Source organism: Sphingobium sp. CR28 (genome assembly GCF_052327305.1).
In the GTDB taxonomy this organism is placed as follows: Bacteria; Pseudomonadota; Alphaproteobacteria; order Sphingomonadales; family Sphingomonadaceae; genus Sphingobium.
Genome location: NZ_CP182486.1, coordinates 2,273,908 through 2,298,901, shown reverse-complemented (window position 1 = coordinate 2,298,901; position 24,994 = coordinate 2,273,908). Strand labels below are relative to the sequence as shown.

22 protein-coding genes and 1 tRNA gene are annotated in these 24,994 nt (G+C 63.5%); 16 read left to right on the top strand and 7 right to left on the bottom strand.

The window, feature by feature from the left end; translation table 11 throughout:
- Positions 1-37: 37 nt before the first annotated feature.
- Positions 38-544: a hypothetical protein gene (locus ACNAOH_RS11020; RefSeq protein WP_443970226.1), complete on the bottom strand. Its 507-nt coding sequence runs from the start codon at positions 542-544 to the stop codon at positions 38-40.
- A gap of 141 nt (positions 545-685) precedes the next feature.
- On the opposite strand from ACNAOH_RS11020, the gene dnaN reads away from it, so the two are divergent.
- Complete coding sequence (gene dnaN / locus ACNAOH_RS11015; protein ID WP_443970225.1) at positions 686-1,798, top strand: DNA polymerase III subunit beta; 1,113 nt, start codon at positions 686-688, stop codon at positions 1,796-1,798.
- A gap of 102 nt (positions 1,799-1,900) precedes the next feature.
- Here the strand turns inward: dnaN and ACNAOH_RS11010 are convergent, their stop codons facing one another.
- Positions 1,901-3,925, bottom strand: a complete 2,025-nt coding sequence (locus ACNAOH_RS11010) for a DUF3857 domain-containing transglutaminase family protein (RefSeq protein ID WP_443970224.1) — start codon at positions 3,923-3,925, stop codon at positions 1,901-1,903.
- 323 nt (positions 3,926-4,248) lie between these two features.
- Between ACNAOH_RS11010 and ACNAOH_RS11005 the strand changes: the two genes are divergently transcribed.
- From ACNAOH_RS11005 to ACNAOH_RS10990, 4 genes are all read left to right on the top strand, one after another.
- On the top strand, positions 4,249-4,743 hold the full coding sequence (locus ACNAOH_RS11005; protein ID WP_443970223.1) for a hypothetical protein: 495 nt from the start codon (positions 4,249-4,251) through the stop codon (positions 4,741-4,743).
- A 160-nt stretch (positions 4,744-4,903) separates the two neighbouring features.
- The gene (locus ACNAOH_RS11000) at positions 4,904-6,124 is read left to right on the top strand and encodes a toxic anion resistance protein (protein ID WP_443970222.1); all 1,221 of its coding nucleotides are present in this window, start codon (positions 4,904-4,906) and stop codon (positions 6,122-6,124) included.
- A gap of 10 nt (positions 6,125-6,134) precedes the next feature.
- On the top strand, positions 6,135-6,848 hold the full coding sequence (locus ACNAOH_RS10995) for a hypothetical protein (protein WP_443970221.1): 714 nt from the start codon (positions 6,135-6,137) through the stop codon (positions 6,846-6,848).
- 136 nt (positions 6,849-6,984) lie between these two features.
- The gene (locus ACNAOH_RS10990; RefSeq protein ID WP_443970220.1) at positions 6,985-8,613 is read left to right on the top strand and encodes a Na+/H+ antiporter; all 1,629 of its coding nucleotides are present in this window, start codon (positions 6,985-6,987) and stop codon (positions 8,611-8,613) included.
- 30 nt (positions 8,614-8,643) lie between these two features.
- Here ACNAOH_RS10990 and ACNAOH_RS10985 read toward each other — a convergent pair whose 3' ends face one another.
- From ACNAOH_RS10985 to ACNAOH_RS10970, 4 genes are read right to left on the bottom strand one after another with little or no spacing between them, the layout of a single operon-like run.
- Positions 8,644-10,356 (bottom strand): cation acetate symporter, encoded by a 1,713-nt coding sequence (locus ACNAOH_RS10985; RefSeq protein WP_443970219.1) that lies wholly within the window; start codon positions 10,354-10,356, stop codon positions 8,644-8,646.
- Positions 10,353-10,664, bottom strand: a complete 312-nt coding sequence (locus ACNAOH_RS10980) for a DUF485 domain-containing protein (RefSeq protein ID WP_443970218.1) — start codon at positions 10,662-10,664, stop codon at positions 10,353-10,355. The genes ACNAOH_RS10985 and ACNAOH_RS10980 overlap by 4 nt, the downstream gene beginning before the upstream one ends.
- Before the next feature lie 42 nt (positions 10,665-10,706).
- Complete coding sequence (locus ACNAOH_RS10975) at positions 10,707-11,384, bottom strand: RlmE family RNA methyltransferase (RefSeq protein WP_443970216.1); 678 nt, start codon at positions 11,382-11,384, stop codon at positions 10,707-10,709.
- Positions 11,381-12,457: a Ppx/GppA phosphatase family protein gene (locus tag ACNAOH_RS10970; RefSeq protein ID WP_443970215.1), complete on the bottom strand. Its 1,077-nt coding sequence runs from the start codon at positions 12,455-12,457 to the stop codon at positions 11,381-11,383. Before ACNAOH_RS10970 ends, ACNAOH_RS10975 begins: the two co-directional genes overlap by 4 nt.
- A gap of 170 nt (positions 12,458-12,627) precedes the next feature.
- Here ACNAOH_RS10970 and ACNAOH_RS10965 point away from each other — a divergent pair.
- The 11 genes from ACNAOH_RS10965 to ACNAOH_RS10915 all read left to right on the top strand — a co-directional run bounded on the left by ACNAOH_RS10965 (position 12,628) and on the right by ACNAOH_RS10915 (position 24,399).
- Positions 12,628-12,701 (top strand) — tRNA-Gln (locus tag ACNAOH_RS10965).
- 280 nt (positions 12,702-12,981) lie between these two features.
- A complete protein-coding gene (locus ACNAOH_RS10960; RefSeq protein ID WP_443970214.1) occupies positions 12,982-13,122 on the top strand; it encodes a hypothetical protein in 141 nt (46 codons plus the stop codon).
- Between the two features lie 87 nt (positions 13,123-13,209).
- The gene (gene uvrB / locus ACNAOH_RS10955; RefSeq protein WP_443970213.1) at positions 13,210-15,408 is read left to right on the top strand and encodes an excinuclease ABC subunit UvrB; all 2,199 of its coding nucleotides are present in this window, start codon (positions 13,210-13,212) and stop codon (positions 15,406-15,408) included.
- 252 nt (positions 15,409-15,660) lie between these two features.
- Positions 15,661-15,912, top strand: coding sequence for a type II toxin-antitoxin system HicA family toxin (locus ACNAOH_RS10950; protein WP_443970212.1), 252 nt, complete (start codon positions 15,661-15,663; stop codon positions 15,910-15,912).
- Complete coding sequence (locus ACNAOH_RS10945) at positions 15,909-16,130, top strand: type II toxin-antitoxin system HicB family antitoxin (RefSeq protein ID WP_443970211.1); 222 nt, start codon at positions 15,909-15,911, stop codon at positions 16,128-16,130. Before ACNAOH_RS10950 ends, ACNAOH_RS10945 begins: the two co-directional genes overlap by 4 nt.
- Before the next feature lie 158 nt (positions 16,131-16,288).
- Entirely contained in the window at positions 16,289-17,056 is a 768-nt protein-coding gene (locus ACNAOH_RS10940) for a DUF1134 domain-containing protein (RefSeq protein WP_443970210.1), read from the top strand.
- Between the two features lie 91 nt (positions 17,057-17,147).
- Positions 17,148-17,804 carry a TetR/AcrR family transcriptional regulator gene (locus ACNAOH_RS10935; protein ID WP_443970208.1) on the top strand — a complete coding sequence of 219 codons (657 nt, stop codon included), beginning with the start codon at positions 17,148-17,150 and terminating at the stop codon, positions 17,802-17,804.
- Between the two features lie 250 nt (positions 17,805-18,054).
- Positions 18,055-18,414: a hypothetical protein gene (locus tag ACNAOH_RS10930; protein ID WP_443970206.1), complete on the top strand. Its 360-nt coding sequence runs from the start codon at positions 18,055-18,057 to the stop codon at positions 18,412-18,414.
- Positions 18,411-19,685, top strand: coding sequence for an efflux RND transporter periplasmic adaptor subunit (locus tag ACNAOH_RS10925; RefSeq protein WP_443970203.1), 1,275 nt, complete (start codon positions 18,411-18,413; stop codon positions 19,683-19,685). Before ACNAOH_RS10930 ends, ACNAOH_RS10925 begins: the two co-directional genes overlap by 4 nt.
- 71 nt (positions 19,686-19,756) lie before the next feature.
- Positions 19,757-22,933: an efflux RND transporter permease subunit gene (locus ACNAOH_RS10920; protein ID WP_443970202.1), complete on the top strand. Its 3,177-nt coding sequence runs from the start codon at positions 19,757-19,759 to the stop codon at positions 22,931-22,933.
- Between the two features lie 11 nt (positions 22,934-22,944).
- The gene (locus ACNAOH_RS10915) at positions 22,945-24,399 is read left to right on the top strand and encodes an efflux transporter outer membrane subunit (protein ID WP_443970201.1); all 1,455 of its coding nucleotides are present in this window, start codon (positions 22,945-22,947) and stop codon (positions 24,397-24,399) included.
- Between the two features lie 117 nt (positions 24,400-24,516).
- On the opposite strand, the gene ACNAOH_RS10910 is transcribed toward ACNAOH_RS10915, so the two are convergent.
- Positions 24,517-24,918 carry an MAPEG family protein gene (locus ACNAOH_RS10910; protein ID WP_443970200.1) on the bottom strand — a complete coding sequence of 134 codons (402 nt, stop codon included), beginning with the start codon at positions 24,916-24,918 and terminating at the stop codon, positions 24,517-24,519.
- Positions 24,919-24,994: the final 76 nt, after the last annotated feature.

The window sequence follows — 24,994 nt, the reverse complement described above, 5'->3', positions numbered from 1 at the left end:
AAAACACCGCGAAAACGCCAGTGGACGTGAATGCGCGCTATCTCAGCCGCGCACAACCCAGCGCCGCGGCGTCGATCGCGGTGGCCGCGCCGCGCAAGCGATAATCGTCCACGAACCGCCCGTTTGTGGACGCGCCGGTCACCAGCATTCGGCTGCCCGATCGCATCGCGGCGAGGATCGCGGCATCATCCTGCCGATCCAGCGCCCAGACGTCCGCACCCGCCCCCACCAGTCGGAAGCGCTGTCCGCCGATCGCCAGCAGGGCATCGCTCCCCGGCTTGAGAGCGCGGGACAGCCGGATGTTGATCTGGCCGCGTACGCCTTGCCGAGGCCAGTATCCCACTGACGCGAAGGGCTTCCATTGCGCGTCCCGCCTCGTAGGGCCGACGGGCTCGCTGATCGCATAGCAGCGCGGCGCCTGCGGGTCGCGGAATGCGCCCCACCCTTCGACCACCGCCAGACTGTCGCGCGCGGCAAGTGGTTGCGCTGCCATCATCGACAACAGCGCGCCCAGCAGGGCAGCTCGCAGGTTTGGTCGGTTCATCGCGACGAGCAATGCCGATCCCGCGCGGCAAGGCAACCCCTTGCTCGACGAGGCAATTGCGTTAAGGACAGTTGCTTCATCGGGCGGGGTTCCTCTGACCCGATTCTTTCAGGAACCGGGCAAAGAAGCGGACCAGCAGGGATGAAGGCCACGATCGAACGCGCAACGCTGCTCAAGAGCCTGAGCCACGTTCAATCAGTGGTTGAGCGGCGCAACACCATACCCATCCTCTCCAATGTGCTGCTGGAAGCGACGGCGGACGGCACGATGCGGCTGATGGCGACCGACCTCGACCTCCAAATCGTGGAGAGCGTGCAGGCCGGCGTGGAAAGCGCAGGCGCAACCACCGTTTCGGCACATACTCTCTTCGACATCGCGCGGAAGCTTCCGGAAGGAAGCCAAGTGCGGATCGAGGCAGCCGAAGGCAAGATGCTTATCCAGGCGGGCCGGGCGCGCTTCAACCTGCAGACCCTGCCGCGCGATGACTTTCCCATGATTGCGGAAGGCCAGCTTCCCACCAGCTTCGATCTTCCGGCAGAGACGCTGATCCAGATCATCGACAAGACCCGGTTCGCCATCTCGACGGAAGAGACGCGCTATTATCTGAACGGCATTTTCTTTCATGTCTCCGAAGATCCGCAGCCGGTTCTGAAGGCGGCTGCGACGGACGGCCATCGGCTGGCTCGCGTCACCGTTGCGCGCCCGGACGGTGCTGAAGGCATGCCGGACATCATCGTGCCGCGTAAGTGCATCGCGGAACTGCGCAAGCTGCTCGAGGAAGTCGATGGCAGCGTCCATATCGACCTGTCGCCGACCAAGATCCGCTTCGATCTGGGGAGCGCGGTGCTCACCTCCAAACTGATCGACGGCACCTTCCCGGACTACAGCCGCGTCATCCCGACCGGCAACGACAAGCTGCTGAAGATCGATCCGCGCAGCCTCGAGGAAGGCGTGGACCGCGTGGCGACCATCGCCACCGAGAAGACCCGCGCCGTGAAGATCGCGGTGGAAACGGACAAAGTGACGCTCTCCGTGACCAGCCCGGAGAACGGCACCGCTGCGGAAGAAGTGCCCGGGCAGTATGCGGACAGCGAACTGGAGATCGGTTTCAACGCCCGCTACCTGCTCGACATTCTCGGCCAGCTGGAAGGCGACACGGTCGAATTGCATCTGGCCGATGCATCGGCGCCGACACTGATCCGGGAAACGGACAAGTCCCCGGCGCTCTATGTGCTGATGCCCATGCGTGTATAGACGGCGATCCGGGCGACCGCCCGTTCGCGGGATCGCTCTGGCGTCATTACATCTTTAGAGCGGGGACCGGCAGGCGACGGTCCCGCACCACTAAGCCGACCGTTAGTTCGAACGTGCCTGGTCCGGCGCCTCACACAGCGTGGGTGCGGTAACCCAGTCCACCTTTTCGAGATCGAGAGTCGCCTGCCCGGTCTGGACCTTGGCCTCCCCCCTCTGTTCCTCCACGCGCGAGATCTTGTTGTCGAATCCGGAAATAGCGTCGTTGAGCGCCATCGCCGCACTCGCGCCAATCTCAGGCGTAACCGTGCGACGGCTCATGACCGTGCGCATGATGCCGTCCGCCAGAACCGCCTGCCGCCAGTAGGCAACGCCGCCCAGTTCTCGACGAACTGGCTTGGCGGAATAGCCCCAGGACCAGCCCGGCCGCGCCACTGGCAGACGAATCGTCGTCGCCCAACAGCGGAAACGCGGAAAATCGGTCATCCAGGGCGCTGTCTGATCCTGCTCCTTGGGACGAACGAGCCGCGAAGGAGGTGAAAACCCTGCGCCGGGGATGTCCAGGGTCTGGCCACTTGGCAATTCCCCTTCCCATTCCAGCTTCCCTGTCCCTTCGAGCGCCAGAGTCAGCACCGTGTGACGATCATCGAAATTCCAGCTTACCTTATCCGCGTCGATCCAGTTGGCCTGTTGCAGCCAGTAGGACTTGAGCGAGCGATCCGCATCTCCTGCCGACATGGCGGCAAGTCGCGTGCGCGTCTCGAATGCTTCCACTCCTCTCACGATCTGGCGCACTTTCGTGCGGGCCGGCTTATCCTTACCTGCGCTAGCGTCGATCTCCGTGACCTCGATGAACTGCGGGAACCGTGCTGGGACGGGGGCTATCTTTTCCAGATCGACTGGTCCGCTGCGGAGCGGCAGAACCCAACGATAGGCGACTTCCGGCAGCGCCTCCAGTTCCCTGTCACCCAAACGCGTCCCGTCCAGCCAATAGGCCTTCCCTGCGATCGTGGCGCGGACGAGAACATGATCGAACAGGCCCGCACTCGGCAAATGTTGATCCAAACCGTCACCGCCAGCGGAATTCACCAGAACCGCTTCGGCGCTTATCCCCATTTCCCGCAGGATGGCGAGAAGCAGCGCCGTTTTCGCCTTGCAATCACCAAAGCGGCGCGCCCATGTTTCATCGATGCTCGCGGGGCGATAATTGCCACCGTCCAACCCCACATAAACGTATCGCACCTGATCCTGCACGAAGCGCAACGCTGCTGCCGCGCGTGTCAACGGATCGTCTGAAGCAGCAGCAAGCCTCGCGATCTCGGCACGCAGGGGGGACTTGGGCTCGAGCACTGCCGCCCGTTCGAAGAGGGGCAGCATGTGGTGTGCAACATCAGCCCAGTCGGCGAAATCGCTATACTCCACGACGCGGCGGATATTGAGACGCGGTGGAGCGCCCTCGGTCAATAACGGCGGCGGCGGATCACGCAGGTCGACCGCGACGAGATTATCGCCCCCATAGCCGTTCTCAACCGCGAGCGGCCCGAGATCGCTCGAACCGCGCCAGCGCAGCGGAAGAGCCCGGGGCCAGCTCAGTCGCGAGCGAAATGCACCCGAAAGTCCCGCCACAGGCAGCTGCGTCGCGCCAAAGATGCGATCACCCAGCGTGGGATCACGCTGTCTCACGGTCATTGCGAACTCGATCTCGTCATTCACTGCCAGACCGGGAACCTGAAGGACCGCCGTCAATATGCCACTCAGCATCGCTACATCGAGATTCGCTTCCTGCTGAATGACGCGGAAGCGCGTCCCTTTGAGAACATCAATGGTCTGGCCGGAGCGAATGATGCGGAGCGTATGGACGCTGATGTCCCCCGCCTCCGGGTTCCATGCGATTGTGATATTGCCGACACCCAGCGCTTCAGGCTTCAAAATTTTTAGCCGATAGGCTGTGTAACTCTCGACACCCTTGGACGAAGCCCGCGTCTGGAAATCATAATAACCAATCTTGATCGGGGCGCCTTCCGGCGGCGCCGTTTCTGTCGCCGCAGGCGGGGGCACGATCCAAGCCGCCTGAGGCGCATAGCGAACATCGCGCGGGCCGGCGAGCGCCTGCCCTGAGCACGACATCATCAAGACTGCGAACCCGAGCCTTCCGATACTTTTAGCTAACAAGTTATGCCCCCGATTGCGTGCCAATCCCCTTGGCTACCACACGCTATTCAGAGGTTTTTCCGGCAAAAAGCAATTGGATGAACCGCGCGCCTGTCCCGAATAGCATCAGCGCGATGTCGGTTCTGGCCCGTAACATTGTCGGTTCCGCCGATCCCGCTCGCCCCCAAAATGCATCATCTTCTCTCCAGTCGCGAACAAGTCCGGACGCTTTGTCCGGCACGGCAGCCTCTCGAGCCGGAATAGATACGGCATCGTCATCCAAGCCTGAAAGGACCTGTGTCATGATCCTCGGTCTTACCATTCCCCAGTTCACGCTCCTGCATGTCATCATCAGCTTTCTGGGTATCTTTTCCGGGATATTCGCGCTCGTCGCATGGGCGCGTGGCGCATGGCTCCCCCGAGCGCAGGCGCTTTTTCTGGGCACCACGGCGCTCACCAGCCTCACCGGCTTCCTCTTTCCGGCTGCCAGCATCACACCCGCATTCATCACCGGCGTGATCGCGACGATCGTCATGGTCATCGCCCTCCTCGCGCTCTACGGATTTGGCGGCAAGGGCCGGGCACGCACCGTCTATGCAGTCACCGCGACCGTCTCGCTCTGGTTCAATCTGTTCGTGCTGGTCGTCCAGTCGTTCCTTAAAGTGCCGGCTCTCAATGCACTAGCGCCCAATGGCAACGAGCCACCCTTCGCGATCGTGCAGGGTATTGTTCTTGTCGCCACTGTCTGGCTGGGCTGGAAGCTAGTGCGCGGCGGAAGGCAGCGCGTGGCGGTCTAACGAACCAGTCCCCATGCGAGCTTAGCGAAGCGAGTTCACAGTAGGGAGCTGATCGCGCCCCTTCCCTCCGGGCCGCGCGGCGCTATCATGGGCAAGACAAGAGTGCCCTTGATGCACGGGTGTTATAGCCTAATATAACACTCACGGAGGATATGAAACCATGGCGACAAGCGCCCCGACGACGACTGCGACCGCGACTGAACTCAATCTGACGCCGCCCGAGCCGGTTCCCGTGATCGCACCGGCGAAGGCAGCCGGACTGGTGCCGATCGACGAGGAAAAGAAGAGCAAGCTCGACGAGAAGGTGGGAAGCTTCGTCGAAGAACTGGCCGCACTCGACGCCAATTCGCCCGAATTCGGCATAAAGGTCGACCAGATCACCAATATGGGCCGCAAGGAAATCGCGGACGCCGCCGGCCATTCCAACCGCTTCCTCGATCGCCCGGTGCGCGCGATGGACAGCGACGTAAGCGTAGGCGCGGACCTCGCCGAACTGCGTCGCACGGTCGAGGATCTCGATCCGGGCCGGCGGGGCAATCTGACTGCCCCAAAGAAGCTCTTCGGCATCATCCCCTTCGGCAACAAGATGCGCAACTATTTCGACAGCTACAAGTCGAGCCAGACGCACATCAACTCGATCCTTGGTTCCCTCGCTTCGGGCAAGGACGTGCTGGTGAAGGACAATGCCGCGATCGACGTGGAGCGGCAGAACATGTGGGCGACCATGGGCCGCCTGGAGCAGATGATCCACATCGCCAAGACGATGGATGCCCGGCTGGAAGCAAAGGCGCTCGAACTGGATTCGAGCGACCCCGCCAAAGCAAAGGCGATCCGCGAAAGTGCGCTCTTCTACGTGCGCCAGCGCACCCAGGATCTGCTGACCCAGATGGCGGTCACGGTGCAGGGGTATCTCGCGCTCGATCTGGTCAAGAAGAACAATGTCGAGCTGGTGAAGGGCGTCGATCGCGCCTCCACAACCACCGTTGCCGCGCTGCGCACCGCCGTCACCGTTGCACAGGCGCTTTCCGGCCAGCGGCTGGTGCTGGAACAAATCACCGCGCTTAACACCACCACGGCAAACATCATCGATTCCACCGGCGAGCTGCTCAAGAGCCAGACGGCGCAGATTCACGAGCAGGCAGCAAGCAGCACCATTCCCATCGAGACGCTGCAGCGCGCGTTCCAGAACATCTACGACACGATGGACAATATCGACACCTTCAAGCTCAAGGCGCTCGAAAACATGAAGACGACCGTCAACACCCTGTCGAACGAAGTCGAGAAGTCGAAGGGTTACATCGCCCGCGCGGAAGGACAGGCGCGCGCGCAGGGTGCCGTGACGAGCGGCGCATCCAACCCGCTCGCCGCGATCGAAGACTGAGGAGAGGCCAGTGGCCAGCGAAGTCGACGATATCGTCCTCAAGGCGAATGAACTGATCGCCCGCACTTCGGCGCAATATCAGCGATCGAGCAAGCGGATCGCACGGACCGGCAGGGATTTTGCCGGCCGCATCAAGCGCATGATCCTGGCGGTCGCAGCGGTGCTGATAGGCGCGGCTATCGCCGGCATGGTGTTGGGTGGCATCGGCACCACTGGCGTGCTGCTGGTGCTGGGCCTGCTCATCGCCTGCCTCGCCTTTGCCTTCATTCCCACGGTCGAAACGGTGGTCGAGCCGTCAAAGCTCGCCCAGACCGACCTCAAGGCGCTGCCGCTCAAGACCGAAATCTGGCTCGACAATCAGCGCCGCGCTCTGCCGGCGCCTGCCATTCCCATCATCAACGCGATCGGCACCCGGCTGGAAACGCTGGCGCCGCAGCTCGCCCGGCTCGACCCGCGGGAGCCCGCCGCGCTGGAGATCCGTCGCCTTCTTTCGGATCATCTGCCCGAACTCGTCACGGGCTATCAGTCGATCCCGCAACCGCTGCGCCATACGCCGCGTAACGGTCGGGTGCCCGATGCGCAGCTTGTGGAGGGGCTCAGCGTCATCGAGCAGCAGATCGGCACGATGACCGAGAATCTCGCGAGCGGCGACCTCGACAAGCTCGCTACGACCAACCGTTATCTCGAACTCAAGTATCAGGAAGCGAAGCAGCTGGGCGAGTAAGCGGCGCTGCCGCGCGGCAATGTGCGCGCCGAATTAACGCAGCGAATTTCCTTCAAAAAAGCCATGTCGGCGGTTGACCTTACGGTCCCCGGTCCCGACAAGAGGTTCTTCCCAACCGAAACAGGAGCCCGCGCTTTTGGAAACCATCACGATGATTCTCGTCCTGTTGCTGGCCGTCGTCGTGAGCGGCATCCTGTCTCGAGCCATTCCCATTCCCTTGCCGCGTCCGCTCTTCCAGATCGCGCTGGGCGCAGTGATCGGCCTCATTGCCGACTGGCGGGTGACGCTCGACCCCGAGATTTTCTTCCTGCTGTTCCTGCCGCCGCTGCTCTTTCTCGATGGCTGGCGCATCCCGCGTGAAGAGCTGTTCAAGGACGGCAAGACAGTCATCGAGCTGGCGCTTGGTCTCGTCATCTTCACGGTCGTCGGCATGGGCTTCTTCATCCACTGGATGATTCCCTCCATGCCGCTCGCGGTCGCCTTCGCGCTCGCGGCTGTCGTCTCGCCCACGGACCCCATCGCGGTCTCCGCCATTGCGCAACGCGTGCCGATCCCCAAGCGAATGATGCACATCCTCGAAGGAGAATCCCTGCTCAACGACGCGTCGGGCCTCGTCTGCCTGCGCTTCGCTATCGCCGCCGCGCTGACCGGCGCCTTCTCGATCCAGACGGCCACGCTCAATTTCCTGTGGGTCGCGCTGGGCGGCATCGCGGTCGGCGTGGGCGTGACCTGGGCGGTATTTCGCGCGAAGAGCTGGATTTCGCGCCACTTCGGCGAGGATGGCGGTGCGCAGATCCTCATCTCGCTGCTGATCCCGTTCGGCTCCTATCTCATTGCAGAGCATGTGCATTGCTCGGGCATTCTCGCGGCCGTCGCCGCCGGTATCACCATGGGTTTCGTGGAAGCGAGCGGCGAGATCGCGGCGGCCACCCGCATTCGCCGCGCCACGGTGTGGGATACGATCCAGTTCACCGCCAACGGCATCATCTTCGTCATTCTGGGCGAGCAGCTGCCGCTGATCCTGGGTGGCGCGGCCGAGATCGTGCGGACCACTGGCCATCGGGAGGTCTGGTGGCTCGCAATCTATGTCGCGGCAATTAACATCGGCCTTGCCGCACTGCGCTTCCTGTGGGTGTGGCTCTCCTTCCGCCTGACGCTGTTCCGGGAGGGGCAATGGAGGCAGAGGCCCAACTGGCGCGTCGTTGCGGCGATGTCATTCGCGGGCGTGCGCGGCGCGATCACACTCGCGGGTGTTCTCACCCTGCCGCTCGCGATGAGCGACGGATCGCCGTTCCCCGCCCGTGACCTGGCGATATTCCTCGCTATGGGGGTCATCATCGTCTCGTTGATCGGCGCCAGCATCGGCTTGCCATTATTGCTGCGTGGCCTGGCACTACCGCCCGACCCCTCCCATCTCGCGCAGGAAGACGCCACGCGGATCGCGGCCGCCGAGGCGGCGATCGCCGCTGTGGAGCAGGCCGAACACGCAATGGCGGAAGGGCGCCCGGATGCCGACATTTACGTCGCCGCCGCCTCCCGCATCATGGATGCCTACCGACAACGCATCGACCTGCGCCGCTCGGAGATCGACGAGGCGCTTTCCCGCAAGCAGCTCGAAAAGGTCGAGCGGGAGCTGCGGCTGATCGCTCTTCGCGCCGAACGGGCGGAAATATTCCGCCGCAGCCAGAACCGGCAGGTTGGCAGCGAAATCGCGCGCAAGATGGTGCGCGAGATCGACCTGCTCGAAGCGCGCTACGCGGGTTAGGCGAGGAGACTAACGCTCGGCAGCGCCACGCTAGTGCCCTGACGCACCGGCTGCCCCGATACCGGTCTCCGCACGCAGGCGCTGGGCGTCGTAACCACCGCGATCGACCGCCGAACGACCGCTGCGGTCGGCCAGCGAGACAAGCCATATCGTCAGGAAAGCCAGCGGCATCGAGAAGATGGTCGGCGAGCTATAGGGAAAGATCGGCACATCGTAGCCGAGAACGCTGACCCAGATCGCCGGGGAAAGCACAGTCAGCACCAGCGCCAGGAGCACGCCCACCGTGCCGCCCGCAACCACGCCGCGTGTCGTGCATCCCCTCCAGAAGACAGACATGAGCAGGACGGGGAAATTGCCGGACGCCGCGAGCGCGAATGCCAGGCTGACCATGAAGGCGACGTTTTGCTTCTGGAATGCAATGCCGAGCGCGATCGCGATCACCGCCAGCGCAGGCACGGTGCGCCGCGAGACCTTGAGTTCGTCTTCCGCCTTCGCTGCACCATGCTTGACCAGGGACGCATAAATATCATGTGAAATGGCCGAAGCGCCCGAGAGTGTGAGGCCTGCCACGACCGCGAGGATAGTCGCAAAAGCCACTGCACTGACGAACCCGAGGAATGCGTCTCCGCCAATGGCTGCCGCCAGATGGATCGCCGCCATGTTGGAGCCGCCCCGCAAGGCGCCATCGGGTGCGAGATAACTCGGATCGGTGGCGACCAGCGTGATCGCGCCGAAACCGATGATGAACGTGAGAATATAAAAATAACCGATCCAGCCGGTTGCCCAGAGCACCGACTTTCGAGCTTCCTTCGCATCGGGAACCGTGAAGAAGCGCATCAGGATATGCGGGAGCCCGGCAGTACCGAACATGAGCGCCATGCCGAACGAAATGGCCGACACAGGATCCTTGATGAAGCCGCCCGGCGCCATGATCGCCCGCCCCTGCGTCGCTGCCGTGGCGGCATCAGCGCCGGCAGCACTCGCAAGGCTCGTCTTGACCTCGACAGCACGGGCGAAAAGCGCCTCTGGCGAGAAACCGAAGCGCCAAAGCACGCTGAACGCCATGAAGCTGGCGCAGCCAAGCAGCAGCGCGGCCTTGATGATCTGCACCCAGGTCGTCGCGATCATGCCGCCGAACAGGACGTAGCAGGTCATTAGCACACCCACGATCACCACCGCCCATTCATAGGGCAGGCCGAACAGCAGCTTGATGAGCTGCCCGGCGCCGACCATCTGCGCGATGAGATAGAAGATCACCACAGCCAGCGTGCTGAACGCGGCGAAGAGGCGAACGGGCGGCTGAGCGAAGCGAAAGCTGGCCACATCGGCAAAGGTGTAGCGGCCGAGGTTGCGCAGCCGCTCGGCGAGCAGGAACAGAATGATCGGCCAGCCCACCAGAAAGCCGGTGGAATAGATGAGGCCATCATAACCATCGGCAAAGATCTGCGCCGAGATGCCGAGGAACGACGCAGCGGACATATAGTCCCCCGCGATGGCCAGCCCATTCTGGAAGCCGGTAATCCCCCCGCCAGCCGTGTAGAAGTCGGCGGCGGTCTTGACGCGGGACGCGGCCCAGCGCGTGATCCAGAGAGTCGCGAACACGAAGAGCGCGAACATCGCGATGGCCGGCCAGTTCGCAGCCTGCTGCTCGGTTTCGCCGGTGAGCGCGTCGGCAAGCGCCGCCGTGGGAACGAGCACTGCGCCGAAGGCCAATGCCAGCTTGCCGCTCTGAGCCTGCTTCACAGACCATACTCCCTGCGGAGGGCATCAAATGCGGGGTCGAACTCGCGATTGGCCTTGCGCACATAGACGCCGGTGAGGGCGATGCCGGCCAGAATGACGCCGATGCCCACCGGTATGCCCAGCGACGTCACACCCCCGCCGATCGGCATGGCCAGGATATCGCGCCGGAAGGCGATGAGCAGGATATACCCGAAGAAGATCGCCAGCATGACGGCAGAGAGGCCCCAGGCGAACCGCGAGCGGCGCCGGACGAGCGCGTGGTAGCGCTCATCGCTCGCAAGGTCGCTGCCTTGTCTATCACTCTCCATTGCTCCCCCTCCTAAGCTTATTTCTTTTCTCGAGGCGCAAGCTCACGCCTTGTCGTCTTGCCTTCCTTTAAAGCCCTGCGCCACGACAAACCATTCGACCGAGCCTTTGCGGCTGGATGGCGGCTTGGCGTGCTTGACCGTGGTGAAGTTGCGCTTGAGTTCAGCCAGCAGACTATTGTCGGTGCCGCCCGCAAACACCTTCGACACGAAAGCGCCGCCCGGGCGGAGAGTCTTGATGGCGAAGTCCGCAGCCGCCTCGACCAGCCCCATGGTGCGGAGATGGTCGGTCTGGGCGTGCCCTACCGTGTTGGCGGCCATGTCCGACAACACCAGATCCGGCGCCGCACCGAGTTCCTCGATCAGCCGGTCGGGCGCTTCATCCGCCATGAAGTCCATTTGCAGCAGGGTCACACCCGTCAGCGGCTCCACCGGCAGCAGGTCGATACCGACCACCGCCGCTTCCGGCCGCTTGCGCTTGACGACCTGTGCCCAGCCGCCGGGCGCGACCCCCAGATCCACCACGTGGCGCACGCCCTTCAGTACGCCGAACTTCTCGTCCAGCTCGATAAGCTTGTAGGCAGCGCGGGACCGGTAGCCCTCCGCCTTTGCGCGTTTCACATAAGGATCGTTGAGCTGACGGGCGAGCCAGCGCGTGGACTGCGCGCTGCGGTTGCGCGCCGTCTTCACGCGGGTGCGACCAACGCCGGCGCCGCGCGTCACTGTCCGACTCTCCGGCGCGAGGCGACAACCGCGCTTTCGATCAGGCCGCGCAATATTCCTTCCCGGATTCCGCGATCGGCAACGCCCAGCCGCTCCGCCGGCCACAGATCGAGTATCCCTTCCAGTATCGCACATCCCGCCACGACGAGGTCCGCCCGCTCCTCACCAATGCAAGGGAGCCGCATCCGCTCCTCGATACTCATCCCGGCAAGCTCGACGGCCACCGCCCGCATCTCCGCGCTGGAAACGATGAGGCCATCAATCGCCTGCCGGTCATAGCGCGGCAGGCGCAGATGGACGCTGGCGAGCGTCGTAACCGTGCCCGAAGTGCCGAGAAGCCGTAACGCGCCGCTTATCGGCAGGCGTGCGGCAAAAGCGGCGAATGCCTCACGGACCCGCTCGCGCATCTGCGCATAGGTCTCGGCCCGGCCCGCTGAACTCGAGTCCTGGCGGGACACGGATTCGGTGAGACTAACGACGCCCCAGGGCGCGCTCTGCCAGTCAAGGATGCGGGGCTGATCGCCATCCATCTCGACAAGGACGAGTTCGGTCGATCCGCCCCCGATGTCGAAGATGAGCGCCGGCCCGTCACCCGTTTCGAGCAGACTGTAGCAGCCGAACACCGCGAGCCGGGCCTCCTCCTGTGCGCTGATGACATCGAGCTTGATGCCTGTCTCACGCTGGACGCGCTCGACAAACGCCATGCCGTTCTCCGCCCGGCGGCAGGCTTCGGTCGCGACCGAGCGGGCAAGCGTCACCCGGCGGCGGCGTAGTTTGTCCGCGCAAACCGAGAGCGCTGAAAGCGCCCGGTCCATGGCGGCATCGGCCAGCCGCCCAGTGCTGGCAAGCCCTTCTCCCAGACGCACGACGCGGGAAAACGCATCGACCACCATGAAGCCCTCCGCTTCGGGCCGGGCAATGAGGAGTCGGCAATTATTGGTGCCCAGGTCGATCGCAGCGAAATTTCCGGAACGCGCATCATCTGACCGGCGAGCCGGGGAAGCGGCCGTCCGTCGCGCGGACGTGGGGGCCGGTGCGCCTGGAGGCGCGGAACGGGCGGCATCAAGGGCCATGACAACTTATGCTTTCTACTACCAGCGGGAGTACCGCCGGGACTTGCCCTCATGCTATGGCGCATGGGCCCCCGGCGCAAGATGCAGCGAGCGCGCAACGTCCGACAAACGGTACGGCCCAACATGGGTTGACAAGGCTTGGCCTCCGGCCCTAGTGCGCCCGCCTCAACTGCCCGATCCTCTAATGGTAAGAGAGCGGACTCTGACTCCGTCAATCAAGGTTCGAATCCTTGTCGGGCATCCACCTTCTCGCGGACATATCGCGTCTCCACAGGCGAATGAGCGTGGTATCTCTGCGCGCGTATTCGTCGTCCCTTCCCGAAAGCGACGATCTAAAAGGGATCGAAAACCCTCTTCCAATGTTGGAAAATAGCTAAGCAATGAAGCTGCCTCTGATTCCCGGAGGCAATCATGTCGCAGCACGAAGAGGCAGAACGCCTCGCTCGCGTCCGAAATGGCTACAGTTTCGCACCGACAAGCGGTGGGTGGCCCTTCTCTATGAAATTCATGGAACTCGGTTCGACGTGAAACTCATTTATCTCGATGAGTTTGCGAGTTGGGGTGAACCGACCGGGATCGGCCACCGCACGGGCATCCTGAAGCAGCGATATGGCACGAAGCGTATCGTCTATCCGAACTGGTTCGAACATCTGAGGGGGAAATAACTCCGTGCATTCGGAGGGCTCACGTCACCCCCTTTTGTTCTCTCTGTGCCATTGCCGCCAGCCGCCTCCGGTTCCATATTGGCGCTTATGGCGATCACCATCCGCACCGATCTCTCCGAGCCCGAGACAGGGCAGACCTTCATCCCGCATCGGCCGGCGCGGCCGGAAAAGGCCGAAGGGGGCAAGCGGTTCAAGCTGGTCTCGGACTATCAGCCGGCTGGCGACCAGCCGACCGCCATTGCCGAGTTGGTCGAAACCGCCAAGGCCGGTGAGAAGGACCAGGTGCTGCTGGGCGTGACCGGCTCGGGCAAGACCTTCACCATGGCCAAGGTGATCGAGGCAGTGCAGCGGCCCGCCCTCATTCTGGCACCCAACAAGATCCTGGCTGCCCAGCTCTATGGCGAGTTCAAGAGCTTCTTCCCGGAAAACGCCGTGGAATATTTCGTCAGCTATTACGACTATTACCAGCCCGAGGCCTATGTCGCCCGGTCGGACACGTACATCGAGAAGGAAAGCTCGGTGAACGAGGCGATTGACCGGATGCGCCATTCCGCCACCCGCGCCTTGCTGGAGCGCGACGATGTGCTGATCGTCGCGTCGGTCTCCTGCCTGTACGGCATCGGTTCGGTCGAGACTTATTCGGCAATGACCTTCGCGCTCAAGAAAGGCGAAAGCGCCGACCAGCGCGAGATCATTCGCAAGCTCGTCGCGCTGCAATATAAGCGCAACGACGCGGCCTTCGGGCGCGGGAATTTCCGCGTGCGCGGCGACAATTTGGAGATCTTCCCCAGCCATTATGAAGATAATGCCTGGCGGATCAGTTTCTTCGGCGACGAGATCGAGGAGATCGTCGAATTCGATCCGTTGACCGGCAAGAAATCGGCGAGCCTCGACTATGTGAAGGTCTTCCCCAATTCGCACCATGTCACGCCCGGCCCCACGCTCAAGCAGGCGATGGAGGCAATCCGCCACGAGCTGACCGAGCGCCTGAAGGAGCTCACTGCCGAGGGTCGGCTGCTGGAGGCCCAGCGTCTCGAGCAGCGCACCAATTTCGACCTGGAAATGATTGCCGCGACCGGCAGCTGCGCAGGGATCGAGAATTATTCCCGCTTCCTCACGGGTCGCCTCCCCGGTGAGCCGCCGCCCACGCTCTTTGAGTATCTGCCGGAGAACGCGATCCTGTTCGTCGATGAGAGCCACCAGACGGTGCCGCAGATCGGCGCGATGGCGCGGGGCGACCACCGGCGCAAAGTGACGCTGGCCGAATATGGCTTCCGCCTGCCCTCCTGCATCGACAACCGGCCGTTGCGCTTCAACGAATGGGACGCGATGCGCCCGCAGACGGTCAGCGTCTCTGCTACGCCCGGCCCGTGGGAAATGGAGCAAACCGGCGGCACCTTTTCCGAGCAGGTCATTCGCCCGACCGGCCTCATCGATCCGCCGGTCGAAATCAAACCGGTTGAGGATCAGGTCGACGACCTCATCAACGAGGCGCGCATCACTGCCGCAAAAGGCTATCGCACGCTCGTCACGACGCTGACCAAGCGCATGGCCGAAGACCTCACCGAGTTCATGCATGAGGCGGGCATCAAGGTGCGCTACATGCACAGCGACACAGAGACGCTGGAGCGCATCGAGCTGATCCGCGACCTGCGGCTGGGCGTCTATGACGTGCTCGTGGGCATCAACCTGCTGCGCGAAGGGCTGGATATCCCGGAATGCGGTCTCGTCGCCATTCTCGATGCTGACAAGGAAGGCTTCCTGCGCTCGGAGACCAGCCTCATCCAGACGATCGGGCGCGCCGCGCGCAATGTTGATGGGCGCGTCATTCTCTATGCCGACCGGATCACCGGCTCCATGGAGCGCGCGCTGGCCGAGACCGATCGGCGCCGGGAGCGGCAGCTGGCCTATAATGTCGAGCACGGCATTACCCCTGAGACAGTGCGCAAGCAGATCGGCGACATCATCGCCCATGTCGCTTCCAAGGATCAGGTCACGGTTGAGACCGGTCTTGAGGAAAGGCCTCATCTCGTTGGCCATAATCTGCGCGCCTATATCGAAGAGCTGGAGAAGAAGATGCGCGCCGCCGCGGCGGATCTGGAGTTCGAGGAAGCCGGCCGCATCCGCGACGAAATCCGCAAGCTGGAGGCGGACGAGCTGGGTCTGCCCGCCGGCGAACAGGTCACCGGGCCAGCGCCCCGCTATCAGGGTCGCTCGACGGAAGGAAAGCCGGGAACGCGCAAAGGACGCTTCGGCAAGGAGACACGGCGGCGAATGGGGCGGTGATCGAGTTCAACTTCGAAAATATCTAAGACAAGCGGCCATGAAAGAATTGTGTGGATGAGCTGTGGATAGCTAACATTATAATTTTCAATTATTTATTCCACTTTTTCCCTTGGTCTGCGTCTTTTCCCTTGGATAACTCGCATCATCTACTGGACGGCCGACCCCATGTGATTATTAGGAGGATTGCCCTAAAAATTCAGGACAATCAGATGATCCTTTCTTCCAGCGACTTCACATTCGAGCTGGCCTGATATGGTCAAGCCCTCCGCCCTTCTTCAGCGCCTTATCGGTGGCCATCGCGCGATTGCCTTTCGCGATTTCGATAGTTTGCTGGCCGCGCTCGGCTTCACGCATGAGCGCACCAAAGGCAGTCACCGCATTTACATTCATCCCGATGTGCCCCGCCCCTTCCCGGTCCAGCCTGATGGTAAGGACGCCAAGCGCTATCAAATCCGGGAACTGCTTGAATTGGTGGAGGCCTACGGACTACATATCGAGGAATGAATGAGCCGCATTACCACATCAATCTTTTTTGGTCGGCGGATGACCAGTGCTGGATTGCGGACGTGCCAGATCTCAAGCCATGCTCCGCTCATGGCAATAGTCGAGCCGAAGCGCTGGCGAATATCGACGACGCGATAGAGGGCTGGCTGGAAACCGCGAACGCTCGGGGCCTTGCCATTCCGGAAGCGCGATACCGCCCCGCCATCTACGCCGCGTAACTCCACACCCCTCACCCCCTCCCAGACTCGCTCTGGCGCATATTCGATTCGGTCTGCCGTTCGTTCATTGTCGTTTCATACGGCGGGGCTGATAGGCTGGTGCGGGTTCGCGACCGCGCCTTCCAGGGGGCGGCGCCAGCGGGGAAAGCGTGAAGGAAATGCATATCAGTCCGTCGCTCAAGCTCATCCGAGCCGTCGTCGCAGTCGGTGCACTCGTTGCCGCGCCGCTGGCCGCGCAGATCCGCACCGTGGACCCTAACAGCGCCATCGACGCGGACCTCGCGCCCAATCCGCCGGCCGACCAGCCCTATTACGCGCCGGCGTCTCCCACCCCGGCACCGACGCAGGCCCCCACCTCCACGCCCCCCGCCGCCACCGCTGCCCCGGCTACGACTCCGGGCACGACCACCGCCGAGACGGCTGTTCCGACTGGCCCGAACAGCGCCACCTGGCAGCAGGACGACCTGATTGGCGCGGCAGAAGGCGTCTTCGGCAAAGGCGCGCAAGGTCTTGCCGGCATCATCGAACGCACGCTTAAGGAGCAGGGCCAGCCTGTCGCCTATATTGCCGGGCGCGAAGCGTCAGGAGCGATCGGCGTGGGTCTTCGCTATGGCTCGGGCACGCTTTATCACAAGATCGAGGGGCAACGGGAAGTCTACTGGACCGGCCCATCCATCGGCTTCGATCTGGGCGGAAATGCTGCAAACACCTTCGTGCTCGTCTATAATCTCCATGACAGCCAGGAACTCTACAAGCGCTTCCCCGCTGGCGAAGGCGCCGCTTATTTCGTCGGCGGATTCAACGCGAGCTATCTGCGCTGGGGCAATGTCGTGCTTATCCCCATTCGCCTTGGCGTCGGCTACCGACTCGGTGCCAATGTCGGCTATATGAAGTTCTCCGAGAAGCGCGACTGGCTCCCTTTCTGACGGGCACGTCGCCCTTACGGCAGGGCGCCGAGAGAGCAAGCACGCGAATAAACTGGATTTTCGCGGCACATTCCATTATATACCGCTCATTATGAAAATCCTCTCCTGCTCATCTCACAAGGGGCGCCCGCGCGAGTTCTGTGTCGACGCCGCCCTCGCCGCTGCTCTCCGCGTGTTTTGGAGCAAGGGCTATGAAGGCGCATCGCTCAACGAATTGACCTGCGCGATGGGTATCACCAAGCCCAGCCTCTATGCCGCTTTCGGCAACAAGGAATCTCTCTTTCGTCAGGCGCTGGACCTCTACGAGCGGGAGAAACTGGATTATATCGGTAAGGCTCTTGAAGCGCCGACGGCACGCGGTGTTGCCGAGCGCATGTTGCGCGGCGCCTTGGAAATGCAGATGGGCGGCGACCCCAAGGGCTGCATGAACGTCGTCAATTCCGTGGCTTGCGGCGTAGAAGCGGAATCGATTCGCGCCGAAGTGAACGCCCGCGGCGCCGTCGTGAAGGAAGCGATCATTGGACGCTTCGAGCGTGCAAAGGCGGAGGGGGATCTGCCGCAGTCCGTCGATCCACGCGGCCTCACCAGCTATCTGGTCGCCATCGCGCAGGGCATGGCGCTACAGGCGGGAGCAGGCGCGACGTGCGAGGATCTCAACGCGCTTCTGGAAACCAGCCTTCAGGCCTGGCCCACCAACGATTCCGCCCGCGAAGAGACCCTCTCGACAAAAAAATACCAACCGGTATAAAAGGCGCTTGACGCATCGGGTCGCGATTTATATACCGGTCAGTATAGAAATGGCGGCGGGGCCAAACCCTTCCTGCTCAATTCAATAAATTAGTATCGCCGACAGGAGACGGCGCTGAGACCTTCGACGGCAGCAGATGCTGCCGGAACGTCTGCGCGCCTGAATTCTGCCGGAAAAGGACGATCAGGGCCAGCGGCCCGACGCGGGAATGGCGCTGCCACGCCTGCGGGCAGAAACAGGGAAAACGGACATGATGCACAGCCAGATCACTGCCGCGAATGACACGCGCACGGCCGCTCTCAGCGCCTTCGAATGGTCGGTCGTCGCGGTCGCCCGCAATGACAGCCTCGCCAGCCTGCGGGAGCCGGGTCGCCTCTCGATCGCTCTGGGTTCGCTTTTCGGCGGCTCCCGGCGCAGCCCGCGTCTGGCCGACGGCCGTCTCGAAGCGCTTCGCCGGATCGCCGTTCTGGCGTGGCATCGGGGCTTCGCTATCGCAAATACGGAACTCAAGGCCTTTCTCGCGGCCGGTTTTTCGATGGATCAGTATGAGCTGCTGCAGCGGAGCATTGGTGCTGCGCGGCTTTCGCGAGGAGAAGGGGTCGCTGCATGAACATGCCTTTCCAACCTACGCAGAAGAACTCGGAAGCCACGGACGACACCGTGGCTTCTGACCGTCAGAGAAGCTGGCGCCGCGCCGCATTCATCGGGGTTCCCCTGCTGCTCGCTGTGGGCGTCGCGAGCTATGTGTTCCGGGGGCCACCGCCCCCGCCGGCCATGCCGACACCCGTCGTTGCGGTCGCCACGCCGCTTTCCCGCGAGGTCAACGAGTGGGACGACTATATTGGCCGTTTCGAGGCGAGCCGGAGCGTCGAGGTGCGTCCGCGCGTCTCCGGCCAGATCACCGGCCTTCATTTCAAGGATGGGCAGATCGTCCAGAAAGGGCAGTTGCTCTTCACCATCGACCCCCGCCCCTTTACCGCCGCGCTGGCTGAAGCGCGGGCCGCTGTTGCCAGTGCGCGCAGCGATCTTGCGCTGGCCCGCGCGGACCTCGGCCGTGCCGAGCGTCTGATTAATGACGATGCTGTTTCCAAGAGCGAAGTAGACCGGCTGCGCGCCCGCGTGCAGGCGGCTGTCGCGGCTGTGGCCGGCGCCGAAGCGCGCGTGCGCTCACGGGCGCTGGATGTCGAGTTCACGCAGGTGCGTGCACCGATTGCCGGTCGGATTTCGGATCGCCGGGTGGACCCGGGCAATCTTGTCGCGGCGGGCGAAGGTCAGGGCAGCACATTGCTGACGACGATCAACGCAGTCGACCCCATCTACTTCTCGTTCAATGGTTCTGAAGGGCTGTTCCTCAAGGCCAAGCGCGCGCGCGACGCCGGGAACCAGCCGACGCCTGTCCAGATCCGCCTTCAGGACGAGTCGGGCTACAAGTGGACGGGGCAACTCGACTTCACGGACAATGGCCTTGATCCACGGTCGGGCACAATCCGTGGCCGCGCCACGGTCGCCAATCCGGATCTGTTCCTCACTCCGGGCATGTTCGGCAATATGCGGCTTTCGAACGGCGGCACCACCAAGGCGCTGCTGGTCCCCGAGACCGCGATCCAGGTCGATCAGGCCCGCCGGATCGTGCTGGTGGCAGCCAAGGACGGCACAGTGGTCGCCAAGCCGGTCGACGTCGGCCCCGTCGTGGACGGCCTGCGCATCATTCGCTCCGGCCTCGCGCCTCAGGATCGCGTAATCATTAGCGGCCTCCAGCTCGTCATGCCCGGCGGCAAGGTCGAGACGCGAGCCGGCAAGATCGCGCCCGAAGTGGGCAAGGATGGCGCCGCGCCCGTCTCTATCCCGGTTTCGGGCGAAGCGACCCTCACCGGCCGCTGAAAAGACATCGCCAGGACCGGTCGCGCAGGTGGCCGGTCCTGAGAACAAGAACTCCAGCGAGGAGAAGCCTCATGCGGCTCTCGCGTTTCTTTATCACACGGCCGATCTTCGCGGCGGTCATCGCGATCATCATCACGATCGTCGGCGCGATTGCCTATTTCACCTTGCCGATCTCGCAATATCCCGAGGTCGTGCCTCCTACGGTCACGGTCTCCGCGACCTATCCGGGTGCCTCGGCGGAAACGCTCGCCGAGACGGTCGCCGCGCCGATCGAGCAGGAAATCAACGGCGTCGACGGCATGCTCTACCAGAGCTCGCAGTCGACCGGCGATGGCCGCACGACCATCACCGTCACGTTCAAGCAGGGCACGGATCTCGATGAAGCGCAGGTTCTGGTTCAGAATCGCGTCGGCATCGCCCTTCCCCGCCTGCCGCAGGACGTGCAGCGCTTGGGCGTCGTTACGCGCAAGACCTCGCCGGACTTCCTGCTGGTCGTCAATCTCGTCTCGCCCGACAAGAGCCTCGATCGCGCCTATCTTTCCAACTACGCGCTTACCCGCGTCAAGGATTCGCTGAGCCGCATCGACGGCGTGGGCGACGTGCAGATGTTCGGCTCACGTGACCTTTCCATGCGCGTCTGGCTCAATCCGGACAAGACCGCCGCGCTCGGCATGACCGCCGGGGACGTGGTGGAGGCGCTGCGCGCTCAGAACGTGCAGGTTTCGGCCGGTACGTTGGGTCAGCCTCCCTCGGGCGGCGATGCCTTTCAGGTCAACGTAGAGACCCAGGGCCGCCTGTCCGACCCCACGCAGTTCGAGAATGTCGTGCTCCGCACGGATGCGGAAGGCCGTCAGGTGCTTCTGCGTGACGTTGCACGCGTCGAGATCGGCGCGGACGATTACAGCACGTCGAGCTACCTCAAGGAAGGCGAGACAGTGGTTCTGCCTGTCTTCCAGCGCCCTGGCTCCAATGCGCTGGCAGCGGCCGAAGCCGTGAAAGCCCAGATGGACGAGCTGTCCAAATCCTTCCCCAAGGGTCTGGAATACCGCATCGTTTACAATCCCACCGAGTTCATCCAGCAGTCGATCGATGCCGTCGTCCAGACCCTCATCGAGGCAGTCATCCTCGTCGTGCTCGTCATCATCGTCTTCCTGCAGAAATGGCGGGCGGCGATCATCCCGGTGGTGGCGATCCCCGTGTCGCTCATCGGTACGTTCACGTTCCTCTCGGCGTTCGGATATTCGCTGAACAACCTCTCGCTGTTTGGCCTCGTTCTGGCCATCGGCATCGTCGTCGATGACGCGATCGTCGTCGTCGAGAATGTCGAGCGCAATCTGGAGCACGGTCTGTCGCCTCTGGACGCAGCCCGCACCTCCATGGACGAAGTCTCGGCAGCGCTCATCGGCATCGTTCTGGTGCTCTGTGCCGTGTTCGTGCCGACGCTGTTCATGAATGGCCTGTCCGGCGCATTCTATCAGCAGTTCGCCATGACGATCTCGATCGCCACGGTCATCTCGCTGGTCGTATCGCTCACGCTTTCGCCTGCGCTTGCCGCCATATTGCTGCGACCCACCGAGCGCACCCATGACGAAAGTCCGCGCTGGCGGCAACTCGTCGAAAAGGCCGGCGATAAGTTCAACGATGCCTTCCACAAGATGAGCGAGCGCTATGCCGCCTTGACCGCGAAGCTCGTGCGCCGGCCAAAGAGCATGATGCTTGCTTATGCGGGCCTCATCGCGGCAACGCTTGGCCTCTTCTGGGTGACGCCCACGGGCTTCATTCCCGCGCAGGATCAGGCCTATTTCCTGACGGTCATTCAGCTGCCGCCCGGCGCATCGACGAGTCGCACGGATGCAGTGATGAAGACCGTTGCCGACCGGATTCTCAAGATCCCCGGCATCAAGAACACCGTCATGTTCTCGGGCTTCGACGGCGCGTCTCAGACTCGCGCCGCAAACTCGGCAGCCGCCTATTTCGTGCTCGACGACTTCAAGGAGCGCGCCCGGAACGGCCAGAAGCTCGATCAGCTGATCGCCGAAGCCACCAAGGCAACGGCCGACGTGACCGACGCACGCATCATGATCGTCAAGCCGCCGCTCATTCAGGGCATCGGCTCGGCGGGCGGATATCGCATGATGGTCCAGGATCAGGACGGCAAGGGCTATAAGGAGCTCCAGCAGGCCGCTTATGGCGTGATTGGCACGGCCAATCAGACAAAGGGGCTGCAGGCGGTCTATACCTTCTTCGAGACGGCCACCCCGCGCGTCTATGCGGATATCGACCGGGCCAAGGCAGCGCTGATCGGCGTGCCACCCGCGCGTGTCTTCGAGGCATTGCAGGTCTATCTCGGCTCGGCGTTCGTCAATGACTTCAACCTGCTTGGCCGCACCTTCCGTGTGACCGCTCAGGCTGACGCGCCCTTCCGCCGCACCCCGGCCGACATCGCCAATCTGCGCACCCGGTCGAACTCGGGCGAGATGGTGCCGATCGGTTCGGTCGCCACCTTCTCCGACAAGACGGGACCGTATCGCGTCGAGCGCTACAATCTGCTCCCAGCAGTCAGCGTGGATGGCGACACAGCACCCGGCACATCCTCGGGCGAAGCACTGAGGCTGATGGAGGGTATCGCCAACCAGACACTGCCGCGCGGCTTCACCTACGAGTGGACGGGCATTGCCTATCAGCAGAAGGTGGCGGGCAGCACTGCCGGGCTCGTCTTCGCCCTCGCCGTGCTCTTCGTCTTCCTGGTGCTCGCCGCCCAGTATGAGAGTCTGGTGCTTCCGCTCGCGATCATCCTGATCGTGCCGATGTGCCTTCTTGCGGCAATGGCCGGCGTCAATCTGCGCGGCATGGACAATAACGTCCTCACGCAGATCGGACTGGTCGTGCTGATCGCTCTCGCTGCCAAGAACGCGATCCTCGTGGTCGAGTTCGCCAAGCAGGCGGAAGAGCGTGGCCTCTCGGCAGTGGAAGCAGCGGTCGAGGCAGCGCAGACCCGCTTGCGGCCTATCCTGATGACGAGTTTCGCGTTCATCCTGGGCACGGTCCCGCTGCTCATCGCTACGGGCGCAGGCGCGGAATTGCGGCAGGCGCTTGGCACGGCCGTGTTCTTCGGCATGGCGGGCGTCACCGGCTTCGGTCTGCTCTTCACCCCCACCTTCTACGTCGTGTGCCGCACGCTGGGCGATCGCATCGCCGGGCAGCGGCGCCGTGGCGCGGCCGAACACACTGTGGTTCCGGCAGAATGAGGAGTCATCTCATGATCCGCACAATATTCGTGGGCGCGTCCGCTCTTGCGCTCGCCGCCTGCGCCGCCGGACCGAACTATGTCGCTCCCAAGGCGCCGGTGAGCGCCAGCGGCGCCCTCGTGACCCAGGTGGCGCCCAGCGTCGCGACCACGGAACCCGTTCAGGGCGACTGGTGGCGGCTCTACCGCGACCCGGTGCTCGATCAGCTCGTGCTAGATGCGCTGGCTGCCAATACCGACGTGCGGGTCGCCGCGGCCCGCGTGGCCCGGGCACGCGCGCTGTTGCGGGAGTCCGGCGCGCCGCGCCTCCCCTCGCTCGACGTTGCCGGCAGCGCGCAATATCAGCGCTTCCCGGCTCAGCAGCGGCTTCCCGGCATGGATACGGAGAACTGGGTGGTCGATGCCGGCCTGAACGTCTCCTACGAAGTCGATGCGTTCGGTCGCATTAGCCGGGGCGTCGAGGCGGCGCGTGGCGATCTGGACGCCGCTACGGCCGATGCGGACGCGACACGCGTGATGGTCGTTGCCGAGACGGTGCGCGCCTATGCGGATGCTACGTCGGCCACTGCCCGGCGCGACGTCGCCCAGCGCATTGTCGACCTGCTCGACCAGTCGCTCTCCCTCACGCGCAAGCGTGTCGACGCCGGCCTTGCCGCGCCGCTCGATGTGGCGCGGATCAGCGCGCTGCGTAACCAGCGTGCCGGCGATGTACCAACGCTCGAAGCCGCGCGACAGGCCGCGCTCTTCCGTCTTGCGACGCTGACCGGCCGAACACCTTCCGAACTGCCGGCGCAGGCGGGGGCACGGGCGACCATGCTCCAGCTCGACCAGCCGATCCCGGTGGGCGACGGCGCGGCTCTTCTTGCCCGGCGTCCCGATGTGCGCGCAGCGGAACGGCGCCTCGCCTCCGCGACCGCGCGGATTGGCGTCGCCACTGCAGACCTCTACCCGCGCATTACCCTTGGCGGATCGATCGGCTCGACGAGCCTCGGCTTCGGCGATGCCTTCACTGGCGGTCCATTCCGCTGGCTGCTTGGCCCCCTCCTCAACTGGTCGATCAACCAGACCGCTGCCCGCGCGCGGATCGCAGGCGCCGAAGCCGACAGTCAGGCGGCGCTCGCGACCTTTGACGGCACGGTGCTCGGCGCATTGCAGGAGACTGAAACCGCGCTCTCCAACTATGCGCGAGCGCTTGATCGCCGTCAGGCGCTCGCTCAGGCGCGCGAGGATGCCCTGCGCGCCACCCGCATCACCCGCGCCCAGCAGCGCGAAGGCACTGTCGACGCGCTTGGGTCGCTCGATGCCGAGCGCACACTGGCGGATGCGGAAGCCGCTCTTGCTCTGGCCGACGCCAATATCGCCGAGCGGCAGGTCGATCTGTTTCGGGCACTGGGAGGCGGGTGGCAAAGCAGCCCCCTCGCTACCCGCGCCACCCGCCCGGAAGCCAGCGCGCAGACGCCCTCCTAGCGCGCTCCAGAGCGTCTCCACACCCCTATGTGGAGGCGCTCTGGCCTTGGGCATTTTCACCTGCTTAGCGGGCAGCTCCCGTGTAGCGCGCGTCCGATTGCGGAGCGCCGTTCATTGTCAGAGCGTGAGGCTCAGGGCAGGCCACAGCAGCATGACCAAGCCAATGAGGCTCGCGCCGAAAGCGATTGTCCTCACCACTGGAACACCCGCCGCATAGAGCGGCAGATAGACGACGCGTGCCGCGAGCCAGAGCCACGCGCCAATCCTGGTCGCGTCGGTGGACAGGCCAGCCGCCACCACGATGAGGATCGCCGCCGCGACGAAGGGAAAGGTCTCGAGGAAATTCGCCTGTGCGCGGATCAACCGCCCGGTCAGCGGCGTGGGTGGTGGCAAGGCCTCGTCCCGGGCGCCGACATTCCAGCTTGCGCCATATTGCCGCGTCTTCAGATGAGCCGCAGCGAAGATGTGAACAAGTCCGAGCACACATCCCCAGGCAAGCGCCGAAAGTTCGCTCGTCATGGCCTTTCCCCTCTCCTCATCGGTAGGTTACGAAGGGGAATAGTAGCCGCCCTGCCCTCATGAAAAAAGGGCCGGC

Excerpts from the sequence above, each read along its gene's own strand:
- ACNAOH_RS11020 (WP_443970226.1), bottom strand. The coding sequence starts at position 544 with ATGAACCGACCAAACCTGCGAGCTGCCCTGCTGGGCGCGCTGTTGTCG.
- dnaN (WP_443970225.1), top strand. The coding sequence starts at position 686 with ATGAAGGCCACGATCGAACGCGCAACGCTGCTCAAGAGCCTGAGCCAC.
- ACNAOH_RS11010 (WP_443970224.1), bottom strand. The coding sequence starts at position 3,925 with ATGATGTCGTGCTCAGGGCAGGCGCTCGCCGGCCCGCGCGATGTTCGC.
- ACNAOH_RS11005 (WP_443970223.1), top strand. The coding sequence starts at position 4,249 with ATGATCCTCGGTCTTACCATTCCCCAGTTCACGCTCCTGCATGTCATC.
- ACNAOH_RS11000 (WP_443970222.1), top strand. The coding sequence starts at position 4,904 with ATGGCGACAAGCGCCCCGACGACGACTGCGACCGCGACTGAACTCAAT.
- ACNAOH_RS10980 (WP_443970218.1), bottom strand. The coding sequence starts at position 10,664 with ATGGAGAGTGATAGACAAGGCAGCGACCTTGCGAGCGATGAGCGCTAC.
- ACNAOH_RS10970 (WP_443970215.1), bottom strand. The coding sequence starts at position 12,457 with ATGGCCCTTGATGCCGCCCGTTCCGCGCCTCCAGGCGCACCGGCCCCC.
- uvrB (WP_443970213.1), top strand. The coding sequence starts at position 13,210 with ATGGCGATCACCATCCGCACCGATCTCTCCGAGCCCGAGACAGGGCAG.
- ACNAOH_RS10950 (WP_443970212.1), top strand. The coding sequence starts at position 15,661 with ATGGTCAAGCCCTCCGCCCTTCTTCAGCGCCTTATCGGTGGCCATCGC.
- ACNAOH_RS10945 (WP_443970211.1), top strand. The coding sequence starts at position 15,909 with ATGAATGAGCCGCATTACCACATCAATCTTTTTTGGTCGGCGGATGAC.
- ACNAOH_RS10940 (WP_443970210.1), top strand. The coding sequence starts at position 16,289 with ATGCATATCAGTCCGTCGCTCAAGCTCATCCGAGCCGTCGTCGCAGTC.
- ACNAOH_RS10935 (WP_443970208.1), top strand. The coding sequence starts at position 17,148 with ATGAAAATCCTCTCCTGCTCATCTCACAAGGGGCGCCCGCGCGAGTTC.
- ACNAOH_RS10930 (WP_443970206.1), top strand. The coding sequence starts at position 18,055 with ATGATGCACAGCCAGATCACTGCCGCGAATGACACGCGCACGGCCGCT.
- ACNAOH_RS10925 (WP_443970203.1), top strand. The coding sequence starts at position 18,411 with ATGAACATGCCTTTCCAACCTACGCAGAAGAACTCGGAAGCCACGGAC.
- ACNAOH_RS10920 (WP_443970202.1), top strand. The coding sequence starts at position 19,757 with ATGCGGCTCTCGCGTTTCTTTATCACACGGCCGATCTTCGCGGCGGTC.
- ACNAOH_RS10915 (WP_443970201.1), top strand. The coding sequence starts at position 22,945 with ATGATCCGCACAATATTCGTGGGCGCGTCCGCTCTTGCGCTCGCCGCC.
- ACNAOH_RS10910 (WP_443970200.1), bottom strand. The coding sequence starts at position 24,918 with ATGACGAGCGAACTTTCGGCGCTTGCCTGGGGATGTGTGCTCGGACTT.